Here is a 19,218-nt window from a genome sequence, read left to right as displayed (position 1 = left end):
TCACGCTGCCGTGACGCGCGTCGTCTCGACGACATTGCGCAGGTAGCCGGACGGGTTCCAGAGCGGTTGCATCGGCTGGGTCTGGCCCTTGGCGTTGGTGGCCTTGACCATGAGCTTCTGCTCGCCGGCTGCCACGGGGACATTCGCCTTCCATTCGCGGAAGGAGTACTTGCCGAGATCTTGCCCCAGACCGGCCTTGACCCAGGACTGCCCGCCATCGCCGGAAACCTGGACTTCGGCGATGCCGGCGCCCCCATCGAAGGCGATGCCGCGCAGCGCCAGTTGGCCCGCCTTGACCTTCGCGCCGTCCAGCACGTTGGTGATGAAGGAGCGAACGGTGAAGCGGTTGATCGGGATCGTCGCCACGGGCGCCTTTCCGGGCTCGACGCAGGCGCAATCATTGTCGGGAATCCGGTAGGCCGTCTTCATCCAGAAGCTGTCGAGCTCCTTGTCCAGCACGGTGATCTCGTTCAGGTGCTTGACCCAATAGGTGCCGTAATAGCCGGGCACGACGAGGCGCAGCGGATAGCCGTTGAGCCAGGGAAGATCGGTCCCGTTCATGGCATAGGCCAGCATGACTTCACCGTCGCGGGCATGGTCGAGCGCGAGCGCCTTCGTGAAGTCGGGCGTATCGGGCGAAACCGGGCCGTCGAGCCCCCCGAAGGCCACCTGCACGGCTCCCGGCTGGACCCCGGCTCGTTCCAGCACAGCCTTGAGCGAGACGCCGCGCCAGCGCGCATTGCCCATGGCACCGTTGCCGAGCTGGCCGCCGGCGACCCGCGGCTCGACGAAGCCGCGGCTATTGCCGGAGCACTGGTTGACCGCAACGACCTCGATCGCAGGGAAGCTGCCTTTCAGTTCGCGCAGCGACAGCGAGAGCGGCTTGGATACCTTGCCTTTCACCTCGAGCCGGAAGGTTTCGGGATCGATCTCCAGCGGAATGTCGGCGAGATGGTAGCGAACGAAGAAGGCGTCGTTCGGCGTGATGACACCATCGTTGAAGACAGAGAACGGCGTCTCAAGCTGCGGCGGGCGAGCTGTCTGCTGGATCAGCGGGCGTTTTCCCGGCACTTTGACGAGTTCGCGCTCGCCGTTCTCGAAAGGCAGTTTGACGGTTTCGGCGGCCAGGACCGAGAAACGCGATCCAGCGATCGCGACGGCTCCCACCCCCAATGCGGCACTGCCGGCAGATGTCAGCATCTGTCGTCTGTTCAACATGGCGTTTCTCCCGAGGACACATTCCTCGGGAGATTGAGACGCATGAGAGCGTCGATTTATTCCATATCGAGGAAAGAAAGTGGTCAGGCGCCGCAAGGCTGGCCGATATTCGGCACGTCCCGGAGAGCCGCAACCTGCTCGTCGGTCGGCGCCTGCTTCTGACGGGTCAGCTTGGCGATGACGTCGGCAAGGCGGTCGAGACGCGCTGGATCCATGCCCTGGCTGAGCAGCGCATAATCGGCTCCCACCGCACTCCACGCGCGAATGCGCAGCCCATCGCGGTCGGACCTGGCCGGCGCTGCATTCCAGCGTCCGGAATGCGGTGCCATCCAGAGCCCGAGCCGGCAGCCATGTGGGCCGCGATAGCCGGCCAGCAGGCCTCCATCGCCCGACGTCGGATCGAGCGAGAGATAAGTGAGCTCCAACGCGGAGGCACGCAAATCGGGAAGGTGTCCGCTCTGGGCGGCAGCGAGATCGATCCGGACGCGCTGCTCCAGCGCCTCAGCCTGGCGTCCTGCGATCCAGTGGCGATGAGCCTCGACCGCTGCGGCGAGCACTCCGTCAGGCGCCGTCGCCGGGCCGGAGGGGCGCAGGGCGAGGAAACCGATGCATGCTGCGAGCGCCAGAGCGGCCGCGATAGGCAGGGCCGCGCTGAAACGACGCCTGCGCGGCAGCATGAATGCCGGCGGCGCCATCTCGGGAGGCAGGCGGCGTGTGACGGCGCGCAGCCGCGACAGCGTCGCCACGCGCTCGGCCAGCCGTGGGTCACAGGCGATCGCGGCCGCAACATTGGCTGCGTCCTCGGGCGAGAGCTCGTCGTCGACGTAGGCATTCAACCTGTCGAGGGAAACTCTGTCTCCCCCAGCCGATGTTTCACCGTGCATGTCGGTGCCTCGACTGGAGCGGGCGCAGGTTCTCGCGCTCGATGACTGCCAGCAATGCCTGCCTGGCCCGGCTCAACCGGCTCATGATCGTCCCTTGCGGCATGCCCAGGATAGATGCGACCTCGCCATAGCTGAACCCGGCCAAATCAACCAGTTCGATGATCTCGCGGTGGTGGGGCGGTATTTGCTTCAAGGCCTGCCGAACGGTGATTTCAGCAATGATGCTGTCATCGTAGCGATAGTCGAAGCCGGGCCCCTCCTCCACAGCTCCGTTTTCAGGCTCGTCATGGATGTGGCGGGTGCGGCGATAATTGTCGATCCAGGCATTGCGGACGATCTTGAACAACCAAGCGCGCACGGCTTCAGGGCGGGGCTGAGCACCCGAGCTCCCGAGAGCCTTGAGAGCGCAAGACTGGAGCAGGTCCGCAGCAGCGTCGGCATTGTCGGTCAGGCGGAGCGCATAGGAAAAAAGGCTCTTCCAGTTGCTGCGCAACGCTTCTTCGATCATCGCTCGCAGGGCAACACCTCTCGAACCTGATGCTGTCTCGCTCCGTTGGCGGCGCCTCTGCCGGGAGCCCCGATACAAATTTACGAGATGCCCAGCAGTCGGATCAGGCCGACGCTGACCGCGGCGAGCGCGAGCAGAGAAAGGAAAACCGCCGCCGTTACGCTCCGACCAGCCCTGGCAACCGCGCGAATGTCGACGCCAAGCCCCAACGCGGCCATCGAGATGATCGTCAGGATCGTCGCAGCTTGAGCGATAGGTGCAAGAGCAACCGCCGGGATACCGCCGTGCGAACGGAGCGCCGCCATCGCCAGGAAGGCGATGATGAACCATGGGACGAGCTTATGCACGGGCAAGCGGCTACGGGGCTGGTTCGCTCCGGCGAAATTGTCGGCCTTGGCCTGCGCCCGGCTGCTCAGAATTGAAAGGATGAGAACGACCGGCCCAAGCATCAGCACACGCACGAGCTTCACGAGCGTTCCGATCTGGACACTGGTGGCCGCAACCGGTGCCGTTGCCGCAAGAACCTGCGGGACCGCGTAGACGGTGAGGCCCGCCAGCACGCCGTATTGGATATCCGACAGTTGCAACAGCGGCACCAGCAGCGGAAGGCCCAGCACCACCAGGACGCCCAGCACCGCGGTGAATGCGATGGATGCCGCCACGTCGTGACCGCTTGCGCCGATCACGGGCGCCACCGCCGCGATGGCCGAGTTGCCGCAGATCGAATTGCCGCAGGCAACCAAGACGGCCATGCGCTTGGGCAGGCCCAGCACGCGTCCGATCAGAAAGCTGACGGCAAGCGCGACTGCGACGACCGCGGCGATGCCAACGATCAAGCTTGGCCCGGCCGCGATGATGGCCTCGGCATTCAGCGACGCTCCGAGGAGCACGATCGCGATTTCCAGAACCATCTTCGATGAAAACGCGATCCCCGGCAGCCAGAACGTCGAAGGGCGCCAGAAGGTCCGCACGGCGGTGCCGAGCAGGATTGCCAGTACGAGAGCCTCCAGCCACGCACGGCCCGTCAGATGTGCTTCCAGCACTTCGAGGCCGTAGGCCGCGGCGCTGATGAGCACGCAAAGCCCAAAGCCAGGCAGGAGTTGCCCAGCTCGCTGGATTGGCGAACGGAAGATTGCGGAAACGTCACTCATGGATGGGGCGCCAGGGATTAGAATAACTCTTTCTTTCTGGCACCATCTTTTAGAAAAATCATCCAATCAAACGCATTGAATCGAACGTTCTGATCTGCTTTGCCGAACGCTTCCTGCTGGCCTCGGCCGATGGCGGACACCCGGCTCAACGCGCTCCGGGCAGCGTGCATCGTCAGCCGAGCTGCGCGGCAAGCGCTTTTCTTCTCCGACACGCCGCCACCTAGGCGCGAGGCCGCATCCTGTGGCGGCGAGGTATCTGCCGCCGAACACATGGCTGCCACGAGGACGCCGCAGAAGACGTTCATGCATTGGGCAGGAACTTGCGATACTATCGTCGGTTGAGTGTTGAGAGCCGTCGTCGAGGAGACCACCGATCGGTGGATGGCTGCCATGATCGAGAGAGACAGCGAGGTATTCCGCTTATTCTCCGAGGATTACCGGAGCTACTCACAGGAGGAGATGAGCCTGCAGGAATACCTGCTGGCATGTCGCGAAGATAAATCGATGTATGCCTCCGCGGCCGAGCGGATGGTCGACGCTATCGGGAAGCCGACATTGTTCGACACCAGCAAGGACGAGCGGCTCGGCCGGATTTTCGGTAACAGGACCATCAAGATCTATCCCTCCTTCGCCGATTTCTACGGCATGGAAGATACGATCGAGCGGATCGCCGGCTATTTCCGCTATGCCTCGCAAGGGCTGGAGGAGCGCAAGCAGATCCTCTATCTCCTCGGCCCGGTCGGCGGCGGCAAGTCCTCGCTGGCGGAGCGGCTGAAGAAGCTCGTGGAGGAGCGGCCGTTCTACACGCTCAAGGTGGGCGGCAAGATCAGCCCGGTGTTTGAATCACCTTTGGGCTTGTTTCACCCGGACCGCATGGGCGGTCTGTTCGAGGACAAATACGGCATCGCACGGCGGCGCCTCTCCGGCCTGATCTCGCCATGGGCGGCGAAGCGGCTCGACGAATTGTCCGGCGACATCTCCAAGTTCAGCGTCGTCAAGCTGATGCCGTCGCGGCTGCGCCAGATCGGCATCGCCAAGACGGAGCCGGGCGACGAGAACAACCAGGATGTCTCGACGCTCGTCGGCAAGGTGGACATCCGACAGCTCGAGAATTTCAGCCAGTCGGACCCGGATGCCTATTCCTATAGCGGCGGGCTGAACCGGACGACGCAAGGCCTGCTCGAATTCGTCGAGATGTTCAAGGCGCCGATCAAGGTTCTGCATCCTCTGCTGACCGCGACCCAGGAGGGCAGCTACAACGGCACAGAGAATTTCGGCGCGTTTCCCTACCAGGGCATCGTGCTGGCTCACTCCAACGAGTCGGAATGGCTCCAGTTCAAGAACAACAGGAACAACGAGGCGTTCCTTGACCGCATTCTGGTGATCAAGGTGCCTTATTGCCTGCGCGTTACCGAAGAGCGGGAGATCTACGAAAAGCTGCTGCGCGAGAGCGAACTCGCCAACAGCCCCTGCGCTCCCGAAGTGCTCGACATCCTCAGCCGGTTCTCGGTCTCGACACGGCTGACCGAATTCGAGAATTCGCCGCTCTACACAAAGATGCGCGTCTATGACGGCGAGAATCTCAAGGAGCTGGAGCCCAAGGCAAAGGCAATCCAGGAATACCGCGACGCCGCCGGAGTCGACGAAGGCATGACCGGCGTGAGCACGCGCTTCGCCTTCAAGATCCTTTCGCAGACATTCAACTACGATACCCAGGAACTCGCCGCCGATCCCGTGCACCTGATGTACATCCTGGAAGGGGCGATCAAGCGCGAGCAGTTCCCCAAGGAGACGGAAGCGGCCTATCTCGACTTCATCAAGTCGGAGCTTGCCACACGCTACGCCGAGTTCATCGGGCACGAGATCCAGAAGGCCTATCTCGAATCCTATGGCGAGTACGGCCAGAACCTGTTCGACCGCTATATCGCCTATGCCGATGCGTGGGTCGAGGACCAGGACTACAAGGATACCGATACCGGCCAGATCCTGAACCGCCAGGTTCTGGACAACGAACTATCCCAGATCGAGAAGCCGGCGGGCATCGCCAATCCCAAGGATTTCCGCAACGAGGTCGTGAAGTTCACGCTGCGTGCGCGGGCCCGCAACAACGGCCGCAATCCTTCCTGGACCAGCTATGAAAAGCTCCGCGAGGTCATCGAGAAGCGGATGTTCGGACAGGTCGAGGATCTGCTTCCCGTCATCAGTTTCGGCTCGAAGCAGGACAGCGTGACCGAGAAGCGGCACCAGGGCTTCGTCGAGCGTATGGTGGAGCGGGGTTACACCGAGCGCCAGGTCCGGCGCCTGGTGGATTGGTACATGCGCGTGAACAAGGCGGGTTGACGTCGGCCCGAGCGGTCCCATGCCCATCTTCATCGACCGTCGATTGAACCCGAAAGACAAAAGCCTCGGCAATCGCCAGCGCTTCCTGCGCCGCGTGCGCACGGAGCTGAAGCGGAACATCCAAGAACAGATCCGATCCGGCAAGATCGCCGATGCGGACGGCGAGCGTGCCATCTCGATGCCCGCGAACGAGACGCGCGAGCCGAGCTTTCGCGATGCGAAGGATAGCGGTCATCGCCAATACGTCCTGCCCGGAAACAAGCATTTTTCTCCGGGGGACCGGATGCCGAAACCGGGCCAAGGTGGCGGGGCGGGATCGTCACCGGGCTCGCAGTCGTCCGAGGATGACTTTCGCTTCGTGCTGTCGCGCGAAGAGGTGCTCGACCTGTTCTTCGAGGATCTCGCGCTTCCCGACATGGTCAAGCTCAACCTCAAGGAAATTCTCGCCTTCAAGCCGCGGCGGGCCGGCTTTTCGGTGAGCGGGTCGCCCACCAACATCAGCGTCGCGCGCACCATGCGTAACAGCCACGGCCGCCGCATCGCGCTCCGACGGCCCAAGCGCGCGGAGCTCGAGGCAATCCTGCGGGAGCTGGCCAGCCTTGAATCCCACCGAGCAGATCCCGAGGCCCGCCAGCGTATCGCCAGCCTGCGCGAGGAACTCGACCGGCTGGAGCGCCGGCGCAAGGTCATCGCCTTCGTCGACCCGGTCGACATCCGCTTCAATCGCTTCGACCCGCAGCCCCTGCCGAACGCGAAGGCGGTCATGTTCTGCCTCATGGACGTCTCGGGCTCGATGGGCGAACGCGAGAAGGATCTCGCCAAGCGCTTCTTCGTCCTGCTGCATCTTTTCCTGAAGCGGCGCTACGACCGCACGGACATCGTCTTCATCCGCCATACCCACGCGGCGCAGGAGGTGGACGAGGAAACCTTCTTCTACAGCACGCAGAGCGGGGGCACCGTCGTCTCGACTGCGCTGGATGAAATGCATCGCATCATCAAGCTGCGCTATCCTAGCCGGGAGTGGAACATCTATGCCGCCCAGGCTTCGGACGGCGACAATCTTGCCACCGATTCCGAGCATTGCCTGACGCTGATGGATGGCGAGATCATGCGCCTGTGCCAGTATTTCGCCTATGTCGAGATCATCGACGAGCGCGAAAGCGAGATCTTCGGCTCGACCGACAACGGAACATCGCTCTGGCGCGCCTATCAGGCCGTCAAGGACAGGTGGTCGAATTTCGACATGAGCCGCATCGCCAAGGCGGCCGACATCTACCCGGTCTTCCGCCAGCTCTTCACCAAACAACAGGCACTGCAGCGCGACTGAAAGGAGCGCCGATGCCCAAGCACGCGCCCAGGCTCGACCTGCTGTTCTCCGGTTCGGACTGGAATTTCCGGACGCTCTCGCGTGCTTACGACGTCATCGAGGCTGTTGCGAAGGAGGAGCTCCATCTCGATATCTATCCGGTCCAGATGGAAGTCATCTCGTCCGAGCAGATGCTCGACGCCTATTCATCCATCGGCATGCCGCTGATGTATCGCCACTGGTCCTTCGGCAAGCATTACCTCCATCATGAACTGCTCTATCGCAAGGGCGGACGCGGACTCGCCTATGAACTCGTGATCAACTCCAATCCCTGCATCGTCTATCTGATGGAGGAGAACACCATGGCCCTCCAGGCTCTGGTGACCGCGCACGCGGCATTGGGCCACAATCACTTTTTCAAGAACAACTATCTGTTCCAGCAATGGACGGACGCCGGCGCCATCCTGGGCTATCTCGATTTTGCCAAGGGCTTCATCGCCCGCTGCGAGGAAAGGCACGGCGTCGCGGCGGTGGAGGCTATTCTCGATGCCGCCCACGCGCTGATGGACCAGGGCGTGTTCCGCTATCGCCGCCCTCCGAAGCTCTCGTCCGACAAGCAGCGCGAGGGCCTTCGCGAGCGGCTGGAATACGAAGAGCGCTCCTACAATGATCTATGGCGCACAGTCCCCCGCCCGGCGGACGGCACCAAGGCCGACGAGACGGAGGATACGGTCGCCGAGCGCAAGAAGGCGCTCAATCTCCCCGAGGAGAACCTGCTCTACTTCCTCGAAAAGAACAGCCTGATCCTCGAGCCCTGGCAGCGCGAGATCCTCAGAATCGTGCGGGTCATCGCGCAGTATTTCTACCCCCAGCGGCAGACGCAGGTGATGAACGAAGGCTGCGCTACCTTCGTGCACTACACGGTCATGAACGCGCTGTTCGACCAGGGCCGGATCAGCGAAGGCGCCATGCTGGAAATCCTGCGCAACCACTCGAACGTCGTCTTCCAGCCGGCCTTCGACGATCCCCGCTTTTCCGGCATCAATCCTTATGCGCTGGGCCTGGACATGATGCAGGATATCCAGCGTATCGCGACCGAACCCACTGCGGAGGATCGCGACTGGTTTCCCGAGATCGCGGGACAAGGCGACTGGCGCGCGATTCTGCTCGACGCCTGGGCCAATCACCGCGACGAGTCTTTCATGCGCCAGTATCTCAGCCCCACCCTGATCCGAAAATGGCGGATGTTCCTGCTGTCCGACGCGGCCGATGAACGCTTCTACACTGTGGCGTCGATCCATAACGAACGCGGCTACGAGCGAATAAGGGCTGCGTTGGCCCAGAAATACGATATTGGCGCGAGCTATTCCGATATTCAGGTCGTGGATGTGGACCTGCTCGGCCAGAGGCATCTGCGTCTGCAGCACAGGGTCAATGGCGGCATTCTGCTGGAAAGCACCAGCTGCGACGCGACGCTGCGCCGTATCCATGAGCTTTGGGGTTATGAAGTCAACCTGGAAGGAGTGGACGCGCAGACGGGAGCCAGGATCTACGAGCGATCCAGCCGTCAGCTTGCGTAACAACTGCTCCACCCGACAGAATTGGCCCAGCCTGAATTATATCCGCAGGCAAAGCAGTTCCAGCCATCCGCTAATTCGCGATGACTACTCACCAAAACCTCGGGAACGAGCCGTAACGCGCAGCCGGATCAGCAGGATGGATCCGATGTCGGAGTTCATTGATCATAATGAGCGCGATGGCGCCGCAATACCCCCACGTCGCAATGGAGGCACCGCACCGGCCGCAGACGACTTCACTCTCTGGCTTGAGGATGCTCGGAATCGAGACATGTGGGGAGCCACATGTCTCGCAACGAAACTCGTTCTGATCCATGCCGAAACCCCCGGCTTACTGGTTATTCGTCGCGGCAAGCCGCGTTCCAGTTCATCGTCGCCAAGGATCGTTAGGGGTGGCGCTTGCCGGCCCCGCGACCTCGAACAAGGCCGATATCGGCCCCTCTACCTGAGCAGCGCTCCGGCCCCATGCTGCCGAAACCCATGTCAGTAAGGCTGGCCTGCTGGATCAAGTCGAGAAGCGACGATCCTTCTCCGTGACCAGCAGAACAATGTCGGCAGCAACAGATCGATCGTGATCCGGCCGGCTGCAAGGCCGCCTGAGGGAACTGGGCGGCCGCCGCAGGATCGGCGCCTCCGGCTTACATCCAAGCGCAGAGTGCGAGTTCGGAAAGCGCGCTCGATGACGGCGGGCTGAGCGCTGCCAAGGTCAGCAAATCCCATTTATCCTTGAGCAGTTTCCGGAGCTTGCCGACATCATTTGCGGCAACGGGTGCGGAGTTATGTGTACGGAGGATAGCTTTCCTGTCGGCGACCGCGATGTATCCGGATGCCTCGCACCGGGGGCACCCTTCGATGTGCCCGGGATAGGCGAGGTTCGCGACCGAACGAAGGCCCCGGCAGCCCGGACAAACCATTTGTGTTTTCATGCTTCCCCCGCGTTCAACCCCAAGCGGACGGCCATTCTTCTTGTAGAAAGCCCCCATCTTTCAAAAGAGTAAAGCACAAATTATACGCAACGATGCCATCCATTTGAGAGGCGAGCACGTCGTATTGCTCCGCTGTTCCATTACTCAAACGGGAATCGGATTCTGTTGCTGTCTAACTCTACGGCAATTTACGCCGCACAGCCTGCAATTGCGAGACACCGACCGATCGAACGCAACACGGTAACGATCACATCGCGTGGCTGTTCGCGCTCTTGCACGCCCATCACCAGCGGTCGTCGTAGTCGCGGCGATAGCCATAAGCCGGCGCCCAGGGAGGCGGGCCGCCGTATCGGCGTCCGTAGCCGTATCCGTTCCCGCCACCATAGCCGGGACGACGCTCATGGTAGCGCTGGCGCTCCATATTCTCCTGAATGATCATCAGGCGCTCACGCTTGGCTTCGCTCATCGTGAATTCTGCCGCCTGCTTGTCGAGGCGCCGAGCAACATCTCCGGGCAACGCCTCGCTGGCGCGCACCGACGTCAATGAAGCGGCAATGCCGAAGCCAACAAGTGCTGTGATCGCAAACCGACGCATGGGAATCTCCCTTTTTGCTCTGGCCAGTAGAGCAGTCGGTTATCGAACGTGGCCTGAACAGGATTGTTCGCGGGCGTTCATCTTCCCAGCTTCCCGTTCGGCGGTATCCCCGTCTTTGAGAGCCGTACGAGAGCCATGAAGGCGTGGCGGGGGGCATGCTGGAAGGAAGAGCACGCCAGACGGCGGTTCCTCTTTGCGCCGGCGGTCAAGGAGTGGCCCTGCATCCGCCGGTCGACCGCCAAACGGCGTTGGGTTCGGCCCCTATCGGGAGCCGGGCAGCAGGAACGGCGCGCCCTTCACCGATACGAAAACGGTCTGTCCGATCTGCGGCCGGTCCATGCTCGAAACCTGTGCCGTGAAACGGATTTCCCCGCCGCCATGGTTCGTCCGCAGTGCCACAGTGCATTGCGCGCCCCGGAAAGCGACGCTCTCGATCAAGGCTTCGAGGCCCGGACCGACCGGCGACAGCTGGAACTGCTCAGGCCTGAGCATGATGGTGCCAACCCCGCGGCGACCTCCTGTCTCGGCTTCGAACTCGCCAAGCCCGCAGGAGACGCTCTTCTCCTCGATTTTGGCCTCGAACAGAACGGCGCTTCCCAGGAACAGGGCCGTTTCGACATCCGCCGGCCGCCAATAAAGCTCGGCCGGCCGGCCTGATTGCACAAGCCTGCCTTCACGCATCACCGCGAGCTGATCGGCAAAGGACAACGCCTCACCCTGATCATGAGTGACCAGGATGGTCGTGATGCCGGCTCGGGCGAGCACGCGCGCCACAGCCTGCCGGACAGTCTCGCGCAGCCCCGTATCGAGCGCGGAAAACGGCTCGTCGAGGAGCATCAGGGCCGGTTTCCGGGCGAGCGCGCGGGCGAGCGCGACACGCTGCTGCTGCCCTCCGGAGAGCTCGTGCGGCCTGCGGGTCAGCATCGCGGCATCGAGCTCGACGAGCTCCATCAGCTCGCGCAATCGGCCCGCCCGGTCCGGCTCGTTTCGCGGGATGCCGAAGCCGAGATTGCCGGCAACGTCGAGATGCGGGAACAGCGCCCCGTCCTGAGTGACATAGCCGATCCGGCGCCGATGTGCGGGGGCGATCGCCGGCCCGTCGGCCAGCACCTGCCCGTCGAGCACCACAGTTCCCGCATCGGGGGCTTCGAAGCCGGCGATGACACGCAACAGCGTCGTCTTTCCCGAGCCGGAGGGCCCGACGATGGCGACGCGGCTGCCCGCCTCCACGGAAAGGGACACGCGATCCAACGCCACCGTCGCACCGTAGCGCTTCGAGACTTCCGAGATGACGAGCTGGGTCATGCGCCGAGGGATTTGCGTGCCTGAGCGTGCAGCAGCGCGGTCATCGGCAACGAGAGAAGGATCATCAGCACCGCATAGGGCGCGGCATTCGCATAGTCGAGTTCGCTGGTGAGCGCCCAGAACTCCGTGGCCAGCGTGCGGGTGCCGTTGGGAGCGAGCAGCAATGTCGCGGTCAGCTCCGTTGCCACGCCCATCGCGACGAGTGCCATCGCGGCGGCGACGCCGGGCGCTGCGAGCGGCAGCGTCACCGACAGAAGCGTCCGGGCCGGGTTGCGGCCGAGCGCCGCCGCAGCGCGCTCCAGCTCGACCGGAACCTGCGCGATGCCGGCCCGCAGCCCGACCAGCGCGCGCGGCAGAAACATGAGGACATAGGCAAAGACCACGGTCGCAGCCGTCTGGTAGAGCGGCAAGGCGATGCGCACCGTCACGGTGACGAGGGCCAGCGCCACCACGACACCCGGCAGCGCACCCAGATAGCTGTGGCAGCTTTCCAGCAAGCGGGTCGCCCGGCCGGGTACGCGGACCGAGAGCCACGCCATCGGCAGCGCGGTAGCAGCGGCAGCGAAGGCGCCGGCAGCGGCATAGCCCAGCGTCTCGACCAGGGACGCCGCCAGCGCGCTCTGCCGCCAGACATCGTCTCCTGCGGCCATGAGCCATCGGGAGAGCGTCAGCGCGGGTACGCCGAGGCTGAGCGCGGCGAAGGCGAACGGCAGCGCCAGGGCCGGCAGCCGCCAGGCTCCGAGCCGCTGGCGCGGTGCCGGGCGCGGCGCGCCGGAGCCGAGCCGGGCATAGCGCGCGCCGCCGCGCAGCAGCCATTCGAGCCCGATGAGCCCGCAGCAGCTCAGCACCAGCACGCCCGCGAGCATGTTCGCCGCCGGGCCGTTATAACTCGACTGGAACTGGTCGATGATCGCCGTGGTGAAGGTGTCGAAGCGGATCATGGCGTAGAGCCCGTATTCGGCGAGCAGGTGCAGCCCGACCAGAAGGCTGCCGCCACAAATCGCAAGCCGCAGTTGCGGCAGCACCACCCGCAGAAGGACGCGCGACGGAGACTGCCCGAGCGAGGCTGCTACATGTTCGAGTTCAGGGTCGAGCCGGCGCATCTGCGCGGCGACCGGCAGATAGAGGAAGGGGAGATAGGCGAGGACCGAAACCAGCACCGCGGCCGGCAGCCCGTGGAAGCGCGGCAGGAAGCTGACCCAGGCATAGGACTGGACGAAGGCCGGCACTGCGAGCGGTGCGACCGCGAGCCAGGACAAGACCTTGGCGCCGGGCATGTCGCTGCGCTCGGTGAGCCAGGCCAGCGTGACCGCCAGCAGGATCGCAGGCGGCAGCGTGCAGAGTTCGAGCAGCAACGTGTTGACGAGCAATTCGCCGACGCGTGGCCGCCAGATCAGCGAGAAGGCCGTCTGCCAACCGGTCTCGATCGCAATCCAGACGATGAATCCCAATGGCAGCAGGGCGCAGAGGGAGACGCCGCCGGCGAGCAGCAGCATTGCCCGGCCGGCGAGATTGCGTTGCCGCCTGAGCGGCAAAACCGGCAGAGCCGGCGTATCGACGGAAAGAGAAACGGTCATGGGACAATGCGCGTGCGAGCGCATCTCGCACGCGCAATTAATCTACGCAACCGGGTCAGAGCAGGCCCGCGGCGGTCATCAGCTCGGTGACCTTCTTGCTGTCGAGCTGCGAGGGCTCGACCTTCGGTGCGTCGAGCTTGGCGATCGGCTCCAGCTTCGGGTTCGAGGCCTCGCCGTTGCCGATGGCGTATTCGAAGGAATCACCCTCGCGCAGGACGGCCTGCCCTTGCTTGCCGCTCATCCACCTCACGAAGGCTTCCGCCTCCTTCTTGTGCTTGCTGGATTCGAGCACGCCCGCGCCCGAAGTGCTCAGGAAGGCGCCGGGATCCTGGCCGCGGAAATAGTGCAGCCCGACATTGCCGCTGTTCTCAGCCGTCTTCGCCTGATCGCCGAAGTAATAATAGTGGTAGATCACCGCGCCCTCGACCTCGCCGGCATTGACCGCCTTCATGGCGACGCTGTTGCCGCGGTAGGCGCTGGAGTTGTCCTTCATCGCCTTGAGCCAGTCGCCCGTGACCTTCTCACCCTTGAGAACGAGGAGCGCGCCGACGATCGCCTGGAAGTCAGCGCCCGACGGCGAGGCGGCCCAGCGCCCCTTCCACTTGGCGTCGGCGAGATCCAGCATCGACTTCGGCAGCTCCGCCTCCTTCAGCTTGCGCTTGTCGTAGGCGAAGACGGTGCTGCGCGCGGCGACGCCCGTCCAGCGCCCGCTCGCGGGGCGAAACTGCGCCGGAACCTGATCGAGAACGTCCTTGGGCAGCGTCTCGAACAGCCCGGCCTTCTCGACCAGCACCATGGCCGGGGAATTCTCGGTGACGAAGACGTCCGCTGGAGAGGACGCGCCCTCCTGGACGATCTGGTTGGCGAGTTCGGTATCCGACCCCTTGCGGATCGTCACCTTGATGCCGGTCTCTTTGGTGAAGCCGTCGGCCCAGGCCTGCGTCAGGCTGGCGTGCTGGGCGTTGTAGACCGTGATCCCGTCCTGAGCCCGAACCGCGTTCGCCGCGCCGAGGGTGATGGCGAGAACGCCGATACGAAGAGCAAGGGACGAGTACGACGCCATGGTGACCTTCTCCTGCCAACGCAGTTCGTGAACTGGGCCGGCGTTAGATTCCCAAGCGTCAAAGCTGTCAATTATTATTGTCTAGTTTATAATCTTTCGAAACAATACGAATCCGCCGACAAGCACTACTGTCGGGCTGCGTTTCACCGCCCTCCCCCTCGGTATGATCTTCCGAACGGGATGGGCGGCGATGACGCCCGCTCACACCGTCCGCGTTACCTTGGCCAAATGGGGCGGCCGATCGGGATCCAGACCGCGGCTTTTCGCCAGAGCCGCGACCGCGCCGTAGAACGCGCGGACTTGCGCCAACGGCAGCAGCGGGGCTGGCAGCGCAGGCGGCAGAGGCAGGCTCGTGCCATGCCCCCCCTCGCGCGCACCGGCATAGCACAGGTCGGCGCCGAATTGCGCCAGGGCGGACGCGGCGTCAGCGACGCTGGTGCTGCCCTCGTCGCCCGGGTCGAGCGCCAGAGCCGGGAAGCCCGGCCCGACCAGAGCGAGCGGGCCGTGCCGCACCTCGGCGGCGCTGAAGGCCTCGGCGTGGATCCGGCAGGTTTCCTTGAACTTGAGCGCGATCTCCTGCGCGATGCCGAAGCTCAGGCCACGCCCGATCACATACAGACTGCGCGCTTCGCGCCAGGCCGAGAGAGCCGGCCCCCAGTCGCAGCGGCCGGCGGCATCGAGCGCTTCGGGCGCCTGCGCCAGCGCGGCGGACAGGGCATCGTCCTGCGCCCATTCGGCCGCCAGATGCAGGAAAGCGAGACAGGTGGCGAGGAAGCTCTTGGTCGCAGCGACGCTGTGCTCCGGCCCGGCCCGCAGCGGCACGAGCACGTCGACCATCTCGGCGAGCGGCGAAGCCTCGTCATTGACGAAGCCGACCACGAGCGCGTCGGCGCGTTTTGCGGCTTCGGTCAGGCGCAAGGCATCGGGACTGCGGCCCGACTGCGACACGGCGATGAACAGGGCACGGGAGAGGTCGAGTTCGCCGCCATAGACCGAGGCGAGGCTTGGTCCGAGCGAGGCGACGGGCAGACCGAGCGCGAGTTCGATCAGATATTTGCCGTAGGTTGCCGCATGGTCCGACGAGCCACGCGCGCAGGTCGCGACGAAGGCCGGCCGCTTGATGCGCAGGCGCCCGGCCAGATCGGCCATGATGGCCGCGTTTTCCGTCCGCTGACGGAGCGCGACAGCTGCGGACTCTGCCGCTTCTCGGGTGAGCAGAGCTTCAACCATGGTGGCGCAACGGTGTTTCGAGCAGATGGTCCGCGAGGTGGGCGACGTGCCGCGGGTCGAGCTTGCTTCCTGCACCTCCGACGCTCTGAACCGAGAGCGTGCCGCAGACGACGCCCTCGGCAAGTGCGCGAACCGGAGAGCTTCCGGCAAGCCAGGCCGCCAGGAAGCCGGCATTGAAGGCATCGCCGGCGCCTGTCGTGTCGAGCACCTCCCGGCACGGCGCGGCCGGCAGGGTGACCTGCTCGCCGCCGTGGTAGAGCCGCGCTCCAGCGCCGCCGTCCTTGATCGCTACCAGTGCAAAATGCCGGGCGAGCCGCTGCCCCGCGAGGTCGAGATCATCGCAACCGGCGATCACGCGAGCTTCCGCCGCATTGGGCAGGAAGATATCGACGCCGCTGCAGCGTGCGAGGAGATCAGGCGAGCGGATCAGCGCGTCATCCCAGCTCGGATCGAGCGAGACTGTGAGGCCGTGACGGCGGGCCTCGCTTACCACATCGGGAATCTCGGCCAGCGTCGCGAATTCGGCGATATGGAGATGGCAGGCGCGGGTATCACCGAGCGCGGCGTTCAGTGTCGCCGGGCGCGCCGGACCGGCACGGCGCGAGAGAAAGGCGCGCTCGCCATCATGGATCATCGCGACGGTGAGCTGCGGACCCGCATCGGCGGCGCATTCGAGAAAGGCGAGGTCGACGCCGCTGGCTTCGAGTGCAGGCCGCAGCGCCTGCGAGATCGGGTCCTCGCCGAGGCGCGCAAGCAGGCCGGCAGGCCGGCCGAGCCCGATCAGATGCGCAGCGGTAATGAAGCCGCCGCCACCGGGAACGACGGCGACCTCGTCGGCGAAACGCTCCTCCCCGAGCCGCGGCATGGCCGCCAGCCCCCGGAAAACGAGATCGCAATAGAGCCGGCCGATGCTCAGCACCAGCCCGTCGGGCTGCGGTCGTTCGGCCATCACAGGGCCCGCTCACTCTTGGCGTCGAACAGGCGCAGCGCCGATGCCGGAGCGCCAAGCCTGACAGCAGCGCCGATGGCAGGCGGCCTCTTGGCCGAAGCCGAGGCGAGCAGCAACCCGCCTTCGGTATCGACATGCACGAAGGTTTCCGGCCCGAGCGGCTCCACGACCGCGACCGTCCCGGAGAGCACGAGGTCCGCGCCCTCGCCCGGCTCCAGCACACGCAATTCCTGCGGGCGGACGCCGACGAGGAGCTCGGCTGGAAGCGGACCGGACCAGGCAACCGGCGCCTCGCCGAGCTGGAGGGTACTCCGACCGGCTTCGGAGGCTGCTCTCGCAGGCACGATGTTCATCGTCGGCGAGCCGATGAAGCGCGCGGTGAAGACATCCGCCGGCTTCTCGTAGAGCTCCATCGGCGCACCGACCTGCAGGATGCGCCCGTCGCGCATCACCACGATCCGGTCGGCCAGGGTCATCGCCTCGACCTGGTCGTGGGTGACGAAGACGATGGTGGTGCCGAGCCGCTGGTGCAGCCGCTTGATCTCGAGCCGCATCTGCCCGCGAAGCTGCGCATCGAGATTGGAGAGCGGTTCGTCGAACAGGAAGACGGCCGGATCGCGCACCATGGCGCGCCCGATCGCGACGCGCTGGCGCTGGCCGCCGGACAGGGCCGAGGGCCGGCGCTCCAGCAGCGCGGTCAGGCCGAGCACTTCGGCGACCTCTTCGACGCGCTTGCGCTTCTGCGCCTTGTCCAGACCGGAGGTGTAGAGGCCGAAGGCGATGTTCTCGGCCACGCTCATATGGGGATAGATCGCGTAGTTCTGGAACACCATGGCGATGTTCCGTTCCTTGGGCTCCAGCTGATTGACGATGCGCCCGCCGATCGCGATGGAGCCGCCGTCGATCTCCTCCAACCCGGCGATCATGCGCAAAGTCGTCGACTTGCCGCAGCCGGAAGGGCCGACGAAGACGACGAACTCCCCGTCCTGGATGTCGAGGTCGATGCCATGCACGACCTGCGTCGGGCCATAGCTCTTGACCAGCTTCTCGATCGCGATCCCGGCCATCAGACGGCTCCTGCCAAGGCGGCGAATGCGCCGTTCAATTCCTGCCGCGCAGCCTCCTCGCGCTGCGCCGTCGCGGCGGCGGCGTCCTCGGCTGCGGCAAGCTCGGTGCGATAGCCGGCAAGCGCCGCACCCAGCGCCTTCGGACCCGGCCCGCCGAAACGCTCGCGCAGGGCGACAAAATTCTCCGGCGAGACGGCGAGCGCGAAATCCTCGCGGCTCAGGGCAGGCTCGCGGCCAGCAGCATGGCGGAAGGCATCGACGAAGGCGTCGTAGCCATCGCGCTGCAGGTCGCCATCCCGCGCGACAACGGAGCGCGCGACCGCCGAGGCGATCTCGTGCGCGACCCGGAACGGCAGGCCCTCGCGGCGCACCAACGTGTCGGCAAGCTCGGTGATGGTGATGCAGGACCGGCGGATCGTCTCGGTGACGCGGCGGCTGTCGACCGAAAGCTTCGGCAGCAGCGCGGCGAGCAGATCGAGCACACGGCCCCCCGTCTCGAAGGCCTGATAGCCCGCTTCCTGGGTCTCGCCCTCGCTGTCATTCATGTCGGTGAACGGCGTGTTGTGAACGATGTCGCGGGCCATGCGGGCGCGGCTCATCGTCTGCGAGGAAAGATGACGCAGATGCTCGATCGGAACCGGATTGCGCTTCTGAGGCATGATCGAAGAAATCTGCACGAAGGCATTGGGAACATAGATCTGTCCGACCTCGAAGGCCGTCCAGAACTGCAGGTCCTGGATCACCCGGCCGAGATGCAGGAAGACGAGCTCGACCGCGCTGAAGACGCTGGTCACATAGTCGACCGCGGCGATGCAGCCATAGGAGTTCTGCAGCGGCGCCTTGAAGCCGAGCAGGTGCGCGACACGGTGACGGTCGAGCGGGAAACCGCTTGTGGTGATCGCGGCGGCACCCATCGGGCAGAGATCGAGGAGCTCGCGCGCCTGCGTCAGGCGCAGGTGGTCGCGCAGCATCACCTCGATGGCGGCCGAGAGATAATGCCCCAGCGTCGAGGGCTGGGCGGGCTGACCATGGGTATAGGCAACGATCAGTGTCGCCCTCTCGCGCTCGGCCAGCGTCAGCGCAGCGGCAATGACGGCGCGCAGGCGCGCGGCGAGCTGGTCCAGCCGCGGCTTTAGCGCGAGCTTGAACAAGGTGTGGTCGATGTCGTTGCGGGACCGACCGGTGTGCAGCCGGCCGTCATCCTCCGGTTTCAGGCGCTTGCGCAGCTCGGCTTCGACGAGGAAGAAATAGTCCTCGACCTCGCCGGTGTAGCTCAGCGCCGCTGGATCGATTTCGCGCTCGATCGCGGCCAGTGCGTGAGCAATGCCGGACGCCGTCTCACGGGGGAGAACGCCGGTCTCGGCCAGCATGACGAGATGGGCGCGGTCGATGGCGCGGAAACCCTCGACATGATGGGTCTTCGCCCCATCGAAGAGCGGGCGCAGCACCGTTTCCTTGTAGACCGGATCGGGAAAGATGGACTTGTCGCGCGAGCGCGGGTCGGCGTTGTCGGTCATCGGAC

At 64.7% G+C, this 19,218-nt stretch carries 16 protein-coding genes; 3 read left to right on the top strand and 13 right to left on the bottom strand.

Features of this window, described 5'->3' with window-relative positions; genetic code table 11:
• The 5 genes from sorA to AC1DNE_RS13020 all read right to left on the bottom strand — a co-directional run bounded on the left by sorA (window position 1) and on the right by AC1DNE_RS13020 (window position 4,066).
• Entirely contained in the window at window positions 1-1,218 is a 1,218-nt protein-coding gene (gene sorA, locus AC1DNE_RS13040; RefSeq protein WP_441470265.1) for a SorA family sulfite dehydrogenase catalytic subunit, read from the bottom strand.
• An 83-nt stretch (window positions 1,219-1,301) separates the two neighbouring features.
• On the bottom strand, window positions 1,302-2,102 hold the full coding sequence (locus tag AC1DNE_RS13035; protein ID WP_441470266.1) for an anti-sigma factor: 801 nt from the start codon (window positions 2,100-2,102) through the stop codon (window positions 1,302-1,304).
• Window positions 2,092-2,610, bottom strand: a complete 519-nt coding sequence (locus AC1DNE_RS13030) for an RNA polymerase sigma factor (RefSeq protein WP_441470267.1) — start codon at window positions 2,608-2,610, stop codon at window positions 2,092-2,094. Before AC1DNE_RS13030 ends, AC1DNE_RS13035 begins: the two co-directional genes overlap by 11 nt.
• An 80-nt stretch (window positions 2,611-2,690) precedes the next feature.
• A complete protein-coding gene (locus tag AC1DNE_RS13025; protein ID WP_441470268.1) occupies window positions 2,691-3,761 on the bottom strand; it encodes a YeiH family protein in 1,071 nt (356 codons plus the stop codon).
• 17 nt (window positions 3,762-3,778) lie between these two features.
• Window positions 3,779-4,066, bottom strand: coding sequence for a hypothetical protein (locus AC1DNE_RS13020; RefSeq protein WP_441470269.1), 288 nt, complete (start codon window positions 4,064-4,066; stop codon window positions 3,779-3,781).
• Between the two features lie 85 nt (window positions 4,067-4,151).
• Here AC1DNE_RS13020 and AC1DNE_RS13015 point away from each other — a divergent pair, with 85 nt between their 5' ends.
• Genes AC1DNE_RS13015 through AC1DNE_RS13005 form a run of 3 tightly spaced genes read left to right on the top strand, consistent with a single transcriptional unit; the run spans window position 4,152 to window position 8,987 of the window.
• Window positions 4,152-6,101 carry a PrkA family serine protein kinase gene (locus tag AC1DNE_RS13015; protein ID WP_476766037.1) on the top strand — a complete coding sequence of 650 codons (1,950 nt, stop codon included), beginning with the start codon at window positions 4,152-4,154 and terminating at the stop codon, window positions 6,099-6,101.
• A 19-nt stretch (window positions 6,102-6,120) separates the two neighbouring features.
• Entirely contained in the window at window positions 6,121-7,428 is a 1,308-nt protein-coding gene (locus tag AC1DNE_RS13010; protein WP_476766036.1) for a YeaH/YhbH family protein, read from the top strand.
• Window positions 7,429-7,439: 11 nt separating this feature from the next.
• Window positions 7,440-8,987 carry a SpoVR family protein gene (locus AC1DNE_RS13005; protein WP_476766035.1) on the top strand — a complete coding sequence of 516 codons (1,548 nt, stop codon included), beginning with the start codon at window positions 7,440-7,442 and terminating at the stop codon, window positions 8,985-8,987.
• A gap of 1,206 nt (window positions 8,988-10,193) precedes the next feature.
• On the opposite strand, the gene AC1DNE_RS13000 is transcribed toward AC1DNE_RS13005, so the two are convergent.
• From AC1DNE_RS13000 to argH, 8 genes are all read right to left on the bottom strand, one after another.
• Entirely contained in the window at window positions 10,194-10,505 is a 312-nt protein-coding gene (locus AC1DNE_RS13000; RefSeq protein WP_476766034.1) for a hypothetical protein, read from the bottom strand.
• A gap of 261 nt (window positions 10,506-10,766) precedes the next feature.
• Window positions 10,767-11,810: an ABC transporter ATP-binding protein gene (locus AC1DNE_RS12995; protein WP_476766033.1), complete on the bottom strand. Its 1,044-nt coding sequence runs from the start codon at window positions 11,808-11,810 to the stop codon at window positions 10,767-10,769.
• Window positions 11,807-13,387 (bottom strand): ABC transporter permease, encoded by a 1,581-nt coding sequence (locus AC1DNE_RS12990; RefSeq protein ID WP_476766032.1) that lies wholly within the window; start codon window positions 13,385-13,387, stop codon window positions 11,807-11,809. Before AC1DNE_RS12990 ends, AC1DNE_RS12995 begins: the two co-directional genes overlap by 4 nt.
• 55 nt (window positions 13,388-13,442) lie before the next feature.
• A complete protein-coding gene (locus AC1DNE_RS12985; protein ID WP_441470276.1) occupies window positions 13,443-14,450 on the bottom strand; it encodes an iron ABC transporter substrate-binding protein in 1,008 nt (335 codons plus the stop codon).
• A 201-nt stretch (window positions 14,451-14,651) separates the two neighbouring features.
• On the bottom strand, window positions 14,652-15,599 hold the full coding sequence (locus AC1DNE_RS12980) for an SIS domain-containing protein (RefSeq protein ID WP_441470277.1): 948 nt from the start codon (window positions 15,597-15,599) through the stop codon (window positions 14,652-14,654).
• A gap of 73 nt (window positions 15,600-15,672) precedes the next feature.
• Window positions 15,673-16,629, bottom strand: coding sequence for a carbohydrate kinase family protein (locus AC1DNE_RS12975; protein ID WP_476841084.1), 957 nt, complete (start codon window positions 16,627-16,629; stop codon window positions 15,673-15,675).
• Window positions 16,629-17,696: an ABC transporter ATP-binding protein gene (locus AC1DNE_RS12970; RefSeq protein WP_441470279.1), complete on the bottom strand. Its 1,068-nt coding sequence runs from the start codon at window positions 17,694-17,696 to the stop codon at window positions 16,629-16,631. The genes AC1DNE_RS12975 and AC1DNE_RS12970 overlap by 1 nt, the downstream gene beginning before the upstream one ends.
• A complete protein-coding gene (gene argH, locus AC1DNE_RS12965; RefSeq protein ID WP_441470280.1) occupies window positions 17,696-19,213 on the bottom strand; it encodes an argininosuccinate lyase in 1,518 nt (505 codons plus the stop codon). The genes AC1DNE_RS12970 and argH overlap by 1 nt, the downstream gene beginning before the upstream one ends.
• Between the last annotated feature and the right edge of the window lie 5 nt (window positions 19,214-19,218).

It is taken from the genome of Allobosea sp. 05L423 (assembly GCF_056397745.1).
This window is presented reverse-complemented; position numbering and strand designations above follow the sequence as displayed.